An 11,265-nucleotide genomic window follows, 5' to 3' on the forward strand; every position below is an offset into this window, starting at 1 on the left:
TGACCAGTTGGCCGAGCTTGGGGCCATCCGGCAAATCGGCGCCATAGCTCGTGAGGTCGACGCCGGTCAGCACGATTTCGGCATGTCCCCGCCCGACCAGCGCGCGGACCTGCGCGACCGCATCCGCGACCGATACGGACCGCGAATTGCCGCGGCCAAAGGGAATGATGCAGAAGGTACAGCGATGGTCGCAGCCGTTCTGCACCTGCATGAAGGCGCGCGGCTGGCCCTTTTGCAATCCGTCCAGGTGGGCCGGGGCCATCCGGCGAGCCGACATGATGTCGCTGACGGCCACCTTGTCGCGAGGCGCAGCGCCCGGCATCTCTTCAAACGAGGCACGCGCACGCCACCAGGCCTCGCCTCGCATCTTGTCGTCATTGCCGAGGACGCGATCGACCTCCGGCATGGCGGCAAATAGTTCGGTTTGCGTCTGTGCGGCGCAGCCGGTGACCACGATGCGGGCCAGAGGCCGCTCGCGTTTCAGCCGGCGGATCGACTGGCGTGCCTGCGCCACCGCCTCGTTGGTCACGGCACAGCTATTGATGACGATGGTGTCGGTGAGCCCGGCGCGCTCGGCCTCGCCGCGCATGACGTCGGATTCGAATGCGTTAAGGCGGCAGCCGAAGGTGACGACCTCGACGCTCATGTAACTGCGGCAAACAACGCCGGATCGAACTGGCCTTCGAACTCCAGTACCGCGGGGCCGGTCATCAGCACATGATCGTCGCGCTCGCGCCATTCGATGCTGAGTTCCCCGCCGGGCAGGCGGACCTGGACGATCCGATTGGCGCGCTTCAGCCGCGCGGCCGCAACAGCCGTGGCACAGGCCGCCGAGCCGCAGGCCTTGGTGAGCCCCGCGCCGCGCTCCCAGGTGCGGATCGTGATGTGGTCACGATCGACGATGTGGGCGAGCGTGATGTTGGCGCGTTCGGGAAAGATCGGATGGTTCTCAAGCAGCGGGCCAAAGCGGCCAAGGTCGTAGGCCTCGACATCGTCGACCCAGAAGATCGCGTGCGGATTGCCCATGCTAACGACCGATGGCGTATGCAGGATCGGCGCGTCGATCGGACCGATCTGCAGTTCGATGCCGCGGGTGTCGCGAAACTCTTCCGCGAGCGGAATATCCTGCCAGGCAAATTTCGGCGCTCCCATGTCGACCGTATAGAGACCCGCCGACGGCCCCTGCCAGCAGTTCAACAGCCCGGCGCTGGTCTCAAACGTCGCGGCGTTCTTGTCGGATGCCTCGAAAATGCGCCGCGCGACGCACCGCATCCCGTTGCCGCAGGCGCCGGCCTCCGAGCCGTCGTTGTTGTAGATGCGAATATAGGCTTCGGTTCCGGACAGGCGCGGCGGCTGCAGCACCATGAGTTGGTCGTAGTGAACGCCCTTCACCGAGGCGACCGCGCGCGCATCATCGGCCGTGACCGCGCCGGGCCGATCGCGCAGATCGACCACGACAATCTCGTTGCCGGCCCCGTTCATCTTGGCATAGCTATGGTTGGCGAGCGCGCTCATCGAGTTGTTATATGGCCAACGAGGCCGAATAAGCTAGATGTGGTTTATCTGTGTCGCAGGCCCTTGCCCGGCGAGGATGGCCATGAATTATCCGCCAATATCTGTCACGGGACGAACACCCGGCTCGCGTGTTAAAGCATCGGCGGTTCGCGCGCAGGCCTTGAGTGGCCATGGAGAAGACCCCCAATGAACTACCCGAGCTTGTTCCGCATTGCCTTGATTGCCCTGACCCCGGTGGCCGTTCTCCCGGCCGCCCGCGCCCAGACGCCTCCGTCGCCTTCCGCCCCTGCCCCTTCGGCGACCCCCGCCCCGCCGCCCGCCGAAACCAAGTCTCCCGCGGACCTGCCGTCGAGCAAGCCGCCGGCGCCACCCCCGGCACCGGTTCAGGCCGCCGATCCCTTCGGCGAGGCGATCACCCTGACCGGAAAAACCGTCATCGCCACCAAGGGCACGGCGAACTGGGATACCGCCTTCGAGACGCTGCTGGCCTCGCTCAAGACGCTGGCCACCGAACTCGACAAGCATGGCGGCAAGGCCGCCGGCAATTCGATGATCGTCTACACCTCCACCGACGACACCGGCTTCAGCTATCTTGCGGAAATTCCGGTCGAGCAGGAACCGAAGGACCTGCCGAAGACGATCAACGTCGCCAAGTCACCGGAGGGCAAGGCGCTCAAGTTCGTCCATCGTGGCAGCTACGAGAACATGGACAACACCTATGAGGCCATCACAAACCATCTCGACGACAAGAAGCTCGAGGCCAAAGACACCTTCATCGAGGAATACATCACCGATCCCCTGAAAACTCAGGAGGACAAGCTGGTGATCAATGTCTATGTGCCGCTGAAGTGAGGGCGAGATGAGAACGCGAATTTTCCGTCGCGCTTTGGTCCTCGCTGCGTTTGCGAGCGCGGCGCTTATAGCGCCGGGGCACGCCGAAGATCAGCCGGCATCCTTCATCTCGGTCACCGGAGAAGCGCGCATTTCAGTGCCGCCGGATCAGGCGCAGATCGATGCCGGCGTGACATCGGAAGCCAAGACCGCGCGCGAAGCATCGGACGCCAACAACGCGGCAATGGGCAAGGTGCTGCTGGCGTTGAAAGGTACCGGCCTCGAAGAGAAGGATTATCAGACCTCGCGGCTATCGTTGCAGCCGCAATACGCCCAGCAGCAATATTCGTCCGGCAAGCCGGGCGCGCCCGCGTCGATCACGGGCTATCGCGCCAGCAACCGTGTGACGATCCGCCTGCACGACGTCACCAAGGTTGCCAATGTCATTGATACGCTGGTGACATCAGGCGTCAACGAGATCGGCGGCATCAACTTCTCGGTATCGCAGGCCTCGAAACTGCTCGACGACGCGCGCCAGCAGGCGGTCGCGGACGCCCGCCGCAAGGCCGAAATCTACGCCAAGGCTGCCGGCGTCACGCTGGGTTCGCCTTTGACCATCTCGGAGGAAGGCGCAGCACAGCCGCTATTCCGCGCCAGGGTGGCGGGGCCGATGGCAGCCTCGGCAACACCGATCGCCCAGGGCGAAGAGACATTGTCGATTACGGTCGGCATGACCTGGGCGATCAAGAAAGAGATGTAGCTCTCGTCATTGCGAGGAGCCCGCGACAAAATTGCAGAGCAATCTTGCGACGGAGCAATCCAGATTCTTTCGCTGGATCGCTTCGCTATCGCTCGCGATGACAGCTAGATCTCGAACACCTGGCCCGGCTTGAGCACGGCAAAGCGCTCGCGCGGGATACTGGCCTGGTCGAGCGCCTCGGCCAGCGCAATTTCCGGCGCGTCAATGGCTTCATCGGTGAGCTGGAACGTGCCGTGATGATGCGCGAGCGCCTGCGCCGCGCCGCAATCGGCAAGCGCCATCACCGCGTCGGACGGGTTCATGTGCTGGTCCTTCATGAACCAGCGTGGCTCGTAAGCGCCGATCGGCAGTAGCGCCAGCCGCAGCGGGCCATGCATCCGCCCGACATCGCGAAAGTGCTTGCCCACGCCATAGCCGGAGTCACCGACGGCGTAGATTTTTCCCGCCGGCGTTTCCAGGACGAAGCTCGCCCACAGCGACCGGTTGCGGTCGAACAGCCCGCGCGCCGACCAGTGCCGCGTCGGCACCAGCGTCACGGCAACACGGCTACCGATTTGGGTGCGTTGGTGCCAGTCGAACGCCTCGGCGCGAATCCTGGGATCGGCGCGTTTCATGGTGAGGTCGTTGCCGAGCGGCGTGATCACGCGCGGTGCAAATCTCTTCGTCAGCCGCGACAGTGTCGCAACATCGAGATGGTCGTAATGGCCGTGCGTGACCAGCACGACGTCGATATTGGGCAAGGCGTCGAAGGCAATGCCGGGGTCGTTGCGTCGTCTGGGCCCGGCAAAAGCAAAGGGCGAGACCCGTTCCGACCACACCGGATCGATCAGGATGTTGAGGCCGCCGGTCTGAATCAGCCAGCTGGCGTGCCCGACGAAGGATAGCCGCGCCTTATTGTCTTCGACGCGCGCGGGCGGGGTGTCGGCGTAGGGACTGGGCGCCCATTTCGGCCAGACCGCGCGGTTGCGGTCGCCGCCGAACTGCCAGCGCAGGATTTCGCGAAAGGTCTTCGGCGGCATTCCGTCGGGATCGACAAAAATCCGGCCATCAAAGTGATCGGAAGGTGGTTTTTTGCTGGAACCGTGCATCGGGGGAGGATTGGCGGCAAAATGAGCCGAATTTGCAAGGGCGCTGGCGAACTGCCGGCTTCACGATAGCGCCATTCGGGACGCTGAGTTTCCTTGACTTTTCGCGCTCACGGGCGTTTAAACCGCCGCACTTCTTCGAAAAGGTTTGTCTTTTCGACCCGCCGACCGGCCCGCGAGGCCGGAGGTCAACGCCCGACAGCGCGATGCGCCCTCGGGCGCAAACGTGTTTGGAGCGAGACTTGTTCGACAATCTGTCGGAAAAGCTGGGTGGCATTCTCGATCGGCTGACGCGCCGCGGCGCGCTGACCGAGGCCGATGTCGATGCGGCGATGCGCGAAGTGCGCCGCGCGCTGCTCGAGGCCGACGTCTCACTCGATGTGGTTCGCAGCTTTACCGATCGCGTGCGCGAGCAGGCGATCGGCGCCACCGTCGTCAAGTCGGTCACCCCAGGCCAGATGGTGGTGAAGATCGTCCACGACGAGCTCGTCGTCACGCTTGGTTCCGACGGCCAGAGCATCGACCTCAACGCGGTGCCGCCGGTCGCGATCATGATGGTCGGCCTGCAAGGTTCCGGCAAAACCACGACCACCGCAAAGCTCGCCCGCCGCATGGTCCAGCGCGACAAGCGCAAGGTGCTGATGGCCTCGCTCGACATCTATCGCCCGGCGGCGATGGAGCAGCTCGCGGTGCTCGGGCGCGATCTCGATATTCCGACACTGCCGATCGTCGCCGGGCAAAAGCCGGCGCAGATCGCCAAGCGCGCGCTGGAAGCCGGCAAGCTCGGCGGCTATGACATCGTGCTGCTCGACACCGCCGGCCGCACCACGCTCGACGAAGAGATGATGGCGGAAGCGGCGGAAATCAAAGCCACCGCCAATCCACATGAAGTGCTGCTGGTCGCGGACTCCTTGACCGGCCAGGACGCGGTGAATCTGGCGCGCGCGTTCGATCAGCGCGTCGGCCTGACCGGCATCGCGCTGACGCGCGTCGATGGCGACGGCCGCGGCGGCGCGGCGCTGTCGATGCGCGCGGTCACCGGCAAGCCGATCAAGCTGATGGGCACCGGCGAAAAGACCGATGCGCTGGAAGATTTTCATCCCGCACGCATCGCCGGCCGTATTCTCGGCATGGGCGACGTGGTCTCGCTGGTCGAGAAGGCCGCCGCCAATATCGACGCCGAAAAGGCCGCGCGTACCGCCGAGCGGATGCGCAAGGGTCAGTTCGATCTTTCCGACATGCGCGAGCAGTTGATGCAGATGGCGAGCATGGGCGGCATCTCCGGCCTGATGGGCATGATGCCGGGCATCGCGAAAATGAAGAACCAGATCGCCAATGCCGGCATCGACGACAAGATCATCAAGCGCCAGGTCGCGCTGATCGATTCGATGACGCGGCAGGAACGCAAGCACCCGGATATTCTCAAGGCCAGCCGCAAGAAGCGCATCGCGGCCGGCGCCGGCGGCAAGGTCGAAGACCTCAACAAGCTGCTCAAGATGCACCGGAACATGGCCGACATGATGAAGGCCATGGGTTCGGGCAAGCGCGGACCGCTCGCCGGCATCGCGCAGGCGATGGGCTTTGGCGGCGGCGCCATGCCTTCACCCGAGCAGATGAAGGCGATGGCCGAGAAAATGAAAAGCGGTGGCGGGTTGCCGGAAGGCATGCCTTCGTTACCGAAAGAACTTCCCCAGGGGCTGCGCACCGGCCTGCCGAACGTGCCGGGGCTGACGGGCCTGCCCAACAAGCCGACGCTTCCCGGCCTCGGCGGCTTCCCGGGTTTGGGGAAGAAGAAATAACTGCACTACCAATCAACCTCATTCGAACAACAGTCTTTAGGAGAACCAAATGTCAGTCGTTATCCGCCTCGCCCGCGCGGGCACCAAGAAGCGCCCGGTCTATCACGTCGTCGTCGCCGACTCGCGCTTTCCGCGCGACGGTCGCTTCATCGAGCGCCTCGGCCACTTCAATCCGCTGATGCCCAAGGACAACGCCGAGCGGCTCAAGCTCGACATGGACAAGCTCAAGGCCTGGCTCGCCAAGGGCGCGCAGCCGTCGGACCGCGTGATGCGTTTCCTCGACGCCGCCGGCGTCAAGAAGCGCGAAAAGCGCAACAACCCGGAAAAGGCCGTGCCGCGCAAGGAGCGCAAGGCGCAGGCCGAAGCCGCCGCGAAATCGGCGTAAGCCTTTCGGAAAGCGACGGTGCCCGCACAGGTCTGCGTCGCCCGGATCGGCGCTGCGCACGGCGTGCGTGGCGCCGTCAAGCTATGGACCTTCACCGAAGATCCGTTCGCGGTGAAGGACTACGGTTCGCTCTCGACCAAGGACGGCGCGCGCCACTTCGAAGTCGCGAGCGCGCGGCAAGCCAAGGATCACCTTGTCGTCACCTTCAAGGGCATTGCGAGCCGCGACGAGGCCGAGCGCCTCAACGGCATCGAATTATACATTCCGCGGGAAAAACTGCCCGCGACCGACGATGACGAATATTACCACGCCGACCTGATCGGGCTCGATGCGATGACGACCGCGGGCGAACCGCTCGGCCACGTCATTGCGATCCATAATTTCGGCGCCGGCGACATCATCGAAATCGCGCCGCCGAGCGGCGCGACGATCCTGTTGCCGTTTTCCAACGCTGTGGTGCCAATCGTCGATATATCCGCCGGACGGGTGATGATCGAACTGCCCCGGGAAATCGAGGGAGATGCGCCGGAGCGGGATTCCTCCGTCCGTCGTCCCCGCGAAAGCGGGGATCCATAACTACAAGCCGCGGTTTTGGCTAAACTGATTGCCCCACCGCAACATTCACTGCAGTGGCTATGGGTCCTGGATCGCGCTTCGCTTGTCCGGGACGACGAGATTGGGAAATCATGGCTCTTCTCTCGCCCTGGCGCGCAACCGTTTTGACCCTGTTTCCGGAGATGTTTCCGGGCCCGCTTGGCGTGAGCCTGGCCGGAAAGGCGCTTGCCACAGGGGTCTGGGCGCTTGAAGCGCGCGACATCAGGGCGTCTGCGACCGATCGCCATCGCAGCGTCGACGACACCCCGGCCGGCGGCGGCCCCGGCATGGTGCTGCGCGCCGATATTCTGGCCGCGGCGATCGACGCCGCGAATGTCGCTTCAAACCGGCCGCGCCTCCTGATGAGCCCACGGGGTCAGCCATTGACCCAGGCGCGGGTGCGGGAACTGGCGGCCGGGCCCGGCCCTCTGCTCATTTGCGGCCGTTTCGAGGGGGTCGACCAGCGGGTGATCGAGGCGCGCCAGCTCGAGGAAATCTCGGTCGGCGACTACGTGCTCTCCGGCGGCGAGATCGCCGCCATGGCTCTGATCGACGCCTGTGTCCGGCTGCTGCCGGGGGTGATGGGCAAGGCAGAGTCGGCTTCGGAAGAGAGTTTTGCCGAATCCTTACTGGAATACCCCCAATATACCCGTCCTCAAAGCTTCGAGGAACGCCAAATCCCGGAAATCCTTACCTCCGGCGACCATGCCAAGGTTGCAGCCTGGCGACGGGCGGAAGCGGAAGCGCTGACCAAGGTCCGGCGGCCGGATTTATGGGCCGCCCACGAAAACGCAGCAAAAAGCGCGACAAAGGAGTGACAAGACGCGCCCTTTGCCTTATACGAGCGCCAATTCCGCGAACTGACGGCAGCAAGGATCGCGAGCCCCCGAAATCGGCAGGGCGCGCCGCCGATGGAGATTACCAATGAACCTGATTCAACAGCTCGAAAAAGAGCAATTCGAAAAGATGTCCGCCGGCAAGGACATTCCGGATTTCGCCCCCGGCGATACGCTGATCGTCAACGTCAAGGTGGTCGAAGGCGACCGCACACGCGTGCAGGCCTACGAAGGCGTTTGCATCGGTCGCTCCGGCGGCGGGCTCAACGAGAGCTTCACGGTGCGCAAGATCTCCTACGGCGAGGGCGTCGAGCGCGTCTTCCCGATCATGTCGCCGATGATCGACTCCATCAAGGTGGTGCGCCGCGGCAAGGTGCGCCGCGCCAAGCTTTATTACCTGCGCAATCTGCGCGGCAAGTCGGCCCGCATCGTCGAGAAGTCCGAGCGCGCGGCCGCCGTCAACGAGTAATTCGGCCCTGTTCGGGCTTGATCAAAGCGCGGGGTTCATCCCCGCGCTTTTTATTTTTGCGACGCCATTCCGGGATTGTGCGCGAGCAATAGACCCGGAATCTCGAGATTCTCAGGTTCGCAATTGCGAACCATAGTTCGATGCTGACGCATCGCCCCGGAATGACTGACGCGCGCCAAGGCATCTCGCCATAAAGCGCTCGCGTGCTATATATCGACCTCAAATGGTTCTAAATCGCACCAGCACCGCCCATCGCCTGATCGTCATCGACGATCACGCGCGTCTGCCCGGCCGCTTCTTCGGACGGTTTGCGACCTCGGCCACCTCGGAACTTGCGCGCGCGTTTTGACGCTGCGCCTTTGTGCGCCGCTTTTCGGTGCGATTTCCGACTCTCACGATTTCTAGTTTAGGAGCTCGAAGCTCATGTCCAAACCGACAACCCTGTACGACAAGATCTGGAACGACCATCTGGTTCACGAAGCCGACGACGGCACCTGCCTGATCTATATCGACCGCCACCTGGTGCACGAAGTGACCTCGCCGCAGGCCTTCGAAGGCCTACGCACAGCCGGCCGCAAAGTCCGCGCGCCGGAAAAGACGCTCGCGGTCGTCGACCACAACGTACCGACCTCCGATCGCAAGAAGCCCAATCCCGATCCGGAAAGCGCCGAGCAGATCAAGGTACTCGCCGAGAACGCCAAGCACTTCGGCATTGAATATTACGACGAGTTCGATCGCCGCCAGGGCATCGTGCATGTGATCGGTCCCGAGCAAGGCTTCACGCTGCCGGGCACGACGGTGGTCTGCGGCGACAGCCACACCTCGACGCATGGCGCGTTCGGTGCGCTGGCGCACGGCATCGGCACCTCCGAGGTCGAGCACGTGCTGGCGACGCAAACCCTGATTCAGAAAAAAGCCAAGAACATGCGCGTGACGGTCGACGGCAAGTTGCCGGACGGCGTCACCGGCAAGGACATCATCCTGTCGATCATCGGCGAGATCGGAACGGCCGGCGGCACCGGCTATGTGCTGGAATATGCCGGCGAGGCCATTCGCTCGCTGTCAATGGAAGGCCGCATGACGGTCTGCAACATGTCGATCGAAGGCGGCGCGCGCGCCGGCCTAATCGCGCCGGACGCAACGGCGTTCGAATTCCTCAAGGGGCGCCCGAAATCGCCGAAGGGGGCGGACTGGGATGCGGCGGTGCGCTACTGGGAAAGCCTGCGCAGCGACGATGGCGCGCATTTCGATCATGAGATCAGGCTCGATGCCGCCAAGCTTCCGCCCATCGTGACTTGGGGCACCTCGCCTGAAGACGTGGCGTCCGTGACCGGTTTCGTGCCCGACCCCGACAAGATCGAGGACGAAGCCAAGCGGCTGTCGAAGCAGCGCGCACTGAACTATATGGGGCTGACGGCCGGCACCAAGATCACCGATATCAAGATCGACCGCGCCTTCATCGGTTCCTGCACCAACGGCCGCATCGAGGACTTGCGCGCGGCGGCCAAGATTGCGGCCGGCAAGACCGTGAATGCCAATGTCTATGCGATGATCGTGCCCGGCTCAGGCATCGTGAAGGAACAGGCCGAAGCCGAAGGTCTCGACAAGATCTTCATCAAGGCCGGGTTTGACTGGCGCGAGCCGGGCTGCTCGATGTGCCTGGCCATGAACCCGGACAAGCTCAAGCCGGAAGAGCGCTGCGCCTCGACCTCGAACCGCAATTTCGAGGGGCGCCAGGGCTTCAAGGGCCGGACCCATCTGGTCTCGCCGGCCATGGCGGCGGCGGCCGCAATCGCCGGCCATTTCGTCGACATCCGCGACTGGCACTAAATAGCGCGTCAAATAGCCCGACTTGCGTCAAAACGGCGTCCTCAAAGAAGGACGCCGTTAACCGGTTGCGCGCAAACTTGACCGCTATGGAAGTCCATTCGCGCCTCTCGCGAAAGAACCGTCATGGCCGACAAGACCAACAAGCCTGAATTCGTCGATATGATCGGCGAGGCGACCAAGCAGCGCTATCGCCGCGTGATGCCGCGCGTCAAGCAGCCTGTCGCCAAGGAAGCCGTGAAGATGGGCCACTGGCCGCCAGACCGGCTCGAACAATGGCGGATGGAAAACCTGACGCCCTGGAAGATCAAGCCCTGGAAGCTCAAGGACTGGATCTGAGCGGTCGCGTGCGAACGAACGCACGGCTCGTTTGCCATTTCGGCACATCGCTGCTGTACAAAAGGGATCAGGCGCCCGTTAGGGGCGCCTGACTCACCTCACCTCACGTGTCTCGAACCTCAACGTTAGGCGCGATGATGCCTGCGATGATGGAGGCGCCGGTGAACACGGTGGGCGTGACGCTTGGCCCGGTGATGGCAGACAACACGCGGACCGTGCACGGTCAGCACCCGATAGCAGCCTCCTCCAGCGACAAAGGCGGGAGCGGGATAGACGGTGTAAGCGGGTTCATCGTAGGTGTAATCGGAATCGTCATACGGGTAATCGTCGTAATAGACGCCGCCGACAAAGACCCTGCCGAAATGATGGTGCCGGTGGACGAATCCATGTCCGGCGAAATGTGCAACGCCCGGCCCGGGAACGGGTGCCGCAACGCTCGGCGCCGTCGCGCCGATGGCGCCGCCGCGGACGAAGGAGCGGCTCGCGCCGCCGGCGCTGAAACCGCCGAAGCTGTGCCCACCCCAACCGCCGGCGCCTCGGCCACCACCACCTCCGCCGCCGCCATGTCCGCCGCGGACTTCAATCGTCATTCCATTTGACATGACGTGGGTGGTGCCACCGCCCGGGTTGATCGGCGACATCGCGTCGGCTCGCTGGCCGATCACCGATGCCGCGAGAAGCGCAGCCATGCCCAAGGCACGCGGCGAAAGGAAAAATCGAACTGAACTACTCATCTCGGTAATCCCTTTGGCTCTACCAGCCGCAAACACGGCTCCGCCTCGGCGCGTTCAGCGCATCGCCTCGTCAATTATTTTTCGCTGAGTG

General features: G+C 63.7%; 14 protein-coding genes. 10 read left to right on the forward strand and 4 right to left on the reverse strand.

Annotated features, from left to right (window positions below; genetic code table 11):
* A partial coding sequence (locus VFL62_RS07985; RefSeq protein WP_325171828.1) for a radical SAM protein occupies positions 1 to 646 on the reverse strand: 646 nt, incomplete at its 3' end.
* The gene (dapF, locus tag VFL62_RS07990) at positions 643 to 1,515 is read right to left on the reverse strand and encodes a diaminopimelate epimerase (protein WP_325171829.1); all 873 of its coding nucleotides are present in this window, start codon (positions 1,513 to 1,515) and stop codon (positions 643 to 645) included. The genes dapF and VFL62_RS07985, both read right to left, overlap by 4 nt.
* 186 nt (positions 1,516 to 1,701) lie before the next feature.
* Here dapF and VFL62_RS07995 point away from each other — a divergent pair, with 186 nt between their 5' ends.
* Positions 1,702 to 2,367 (forward strand): GyrI-like domain-containing protein, encoded by a 666-nt coding sequence (locus VFL62_RS07995; RefSeq protein WP_325171830.1) that lies wholly within the window; start codon positions 1,702 to 1,704, stop codon positions 2,365 to 2,367.
* A 7-nt stretch (positions 2,368 to 2,374) separates the two neighbouring features.
* A complete protein-coding gene (locus VFL62_RS08000) occupies positions 2,375 to 3,106 on the forward strand; it encodes an SIMPL domain-containing protein (RefSeq protein WP_325171831.1) in 732 nt (243 codons plus the stop codon).
* Between the two features lie 104 nt (positions 3,107 to 3,210).
* On the opposite strand, the gene VFL62_RS08005 is transcribed toward VFL62_RS08000, so the two are convergent.
* Positions 3,211 to 4,194 carry an MBL fold metallo-hydrolase gene (locus tag VFL62_RS08005; protein WP_325171832.1) on the reverse strand — a complete coding sequence of 328 codons (984 nt, stop codon included), beginning with the start codon at positions 4,192 to 4,194 and terminating at the stop codon, positions 3,211 to 3,213.
* Positions 4,195 to 4,433: 239 nt separating this feature from the next.
* On the opposite strand from VFL62_RS08005, the gene ffh reads away from it, so the two are divergent.
* From ffh to VFL62_RS08045, 8 genes are all read left to right on the forward strand, one after another.
* Positions 4,434 to 5,990, forward strand: coding sequence for a signal recognition particle protein (gene ffh / locus VFL62_RS08010; RefSeq protein WP_325171833.1), 1,557 nt, complete (start codon positions 4,434 to 4,436; stop codon positions 5,988 to 5,990).
* A 49-nt stretch (positions 5,991 to 6,039) separates the two neighbouring features.
* Positions 6,040 to 6,375 (forward strand): 30S ribosomal protein S16, encoded by a 336-nt coding sequence (gene rpsP, locus VFL62_RS08015; RefSeq protein WP_325171834.1) that lies wholly within the window; start codon positions 6,040 to 6,042, stop codon positions 6,373 to 6,375.
* 18 nt (positions 6,376 to 6,393) lie between these two features.
* Positions 6,394 to 6,951, forward strand: a complete 558-nt coding sequence (gene rimM / locus VFL62_RS08020) for a ribosome maturation factor RimM (RefSeq protein WP_325171835.1) — start codon at positions 6,394 to 6,396, stop codon at positions 6,949 to 6,951.
* Between the two features lie 110 nt (positions 6,952 to 7,061).
* On the forward strand, positions 7,062 to 7,787 hold the full coding sequence (gene trmD, locus VFL62_RS08025; protein WP_325171836.1) for a tRNA (guanosine(37)-N1)-methyltransferase TrmD: 726 nt from the start codon (positions 7,062 to 7,064) through the stop codon (positions 7,785 to 7,787).
* Between the two features lie 106 nt (positions 7,788 to 7,893).
* Complete coding sequence (rplS, locus tag VFL62_RS08030) at positions 7,894 to 8,274, forward strand: 50S ribosomal protein L19 (protein ID WP_325171837.1); 381 nt, start codon at positions 7,894 to 7,896, stop codon at positions 8,272 to 8,274.
* Between the two features lie 223 nt (positions 8,275 to 8,497).
* Entirely contained in the window at positions 8,498 to 8,623 is a 126-nt protein-coding gene (locus tag VFL62_RS08035) for a hypothetical protein (RefSeq protein ID WP_325171838.1), read from the forward strand.
* 74 nt (positions 8,624 to 8,697) lie between these two features.
* Positions 8,698 to 10,104, forward strand: a complete 1,407-nt coding sequence (leuC, locus tag VFL62_RS08040) for a 3-isopropylmalate dehydratase large subunit (protein WP_325171839.1) — start codon at positions 8,698 to 8,700, stop codon at positions 10,102 to 10,104.
* Between the two features lie 123 nt (positions 10,105 to 10,227).
* Complete coding sequence (locus VFL62_RS08045; protein ID WP_325171840.1) at positions 10,228 to 10,440, forward strand: hypothetical protein; 213 nt, start codon at positions 10,228 to 10,230, stop codon at positions 10,438 to 10,440.
* 125 nt (positions 10,441 to 10,565) lie between these two features.
* On the opposite strand, the gene VFL62_RS08050 is transcribed toward VFL62_RS08045, so the two are convergent.
* Positions 10,566 to 11,174 carry a hypothetical protein gene (locus tag VFL62_RS08050; RefSeq protein ID WP_325171841.1) on the reverse strand — a complete coding sequence of 203 codons (609 nt, stop codon included), beginning with the start codon at positions 11,172 to 11,174 and terminating at the stop codon, positions 10,566 to 10,568.
* Positions 11,175 to 11,265 lie beyond the last annotated feature (91 nt).

It is taken from the genome of Bradyrhizobium sp., from assembly GCF_035701725.1.
GTDB lineage: Bacteria > Pseudomonadota > Alphaproteobacteria > Rhizobiales > Xanthobacteraceae > Bradyrhizobium.

Coding starts and splice junctions, on each gene's coding strand:
- VFL62_RS08035 (WP_325171838.1), top strand. CDS start 8,498: ATGGTTCTAAATCGCACCAGCACCGCCCATCGCCTGATCGTCATCGAC.
- rpsP (WP_325171834.1), top strand. CDS start 6,040: ATGTCAGTCGTTATCCGCCTCGCCCGCGCGGGCACCAAGAAGCGCCCG.
- VFL62_RS08005 (WP_325171832.1), bottom strand. CDS start 4,194: ATGCACGGTTCCAGCAAAAAACCACCTTCCGATCACTTTGATGGCCGG.
- VFL62_RS08045 (WP_325171840.1), top strand. CDS start 10,228: ATGGCCGACAAGACCAACAAGCCTGAATTCGTCGATATGATCGGCGAG.
- VFL62_RS08050 (WP_325171841.1), bottom strand. CDS start 11,174: ATGAGTAGTTCAGTTCGATTTTTCCTTTCGCCGCGTGCCTTGGGCATG.
- dapF (WP_325171829.1), bottom strand. CDS start 1,515: ATGAGCGCGCTCGCCAACCATAGCTATGCCAAGATGAACGGGGCCGGC.
- trmD (WP_325171836.1), top strand. CDS start 7,062: ATGGCTCTTCTCTCGCCCTGGCGCGCAACCGTTTTGACCCTGTTTCCG.
- rplS (WP_325171837.1), top strand. CDS start 7,894: ATGAACCTGATTCAACAGCTCGAAAAAGAGCAATTCGAAAAGATGTCC.
- VFL62_RS07995 (WP_325171830.1), top strand. CDS start 1,702: ATGAACTACCCGAGCTTGTTCCGCATTGCCTTGATTGCCCTGACCCCG.
- VFL62_RS08000 (WP_325171831.1), top strand. CDS start 2,375: ATGAGAACGCGAATTTTCCGTCGCGCTTTGGTCCTCGCTGCGTTTGCG.
- leuC (WP_325171839.1), top strand. CDS start 8,698: ATGTCCAAACCGACAACCCTGTACGACAAGATCTGGAACGACCATCTG.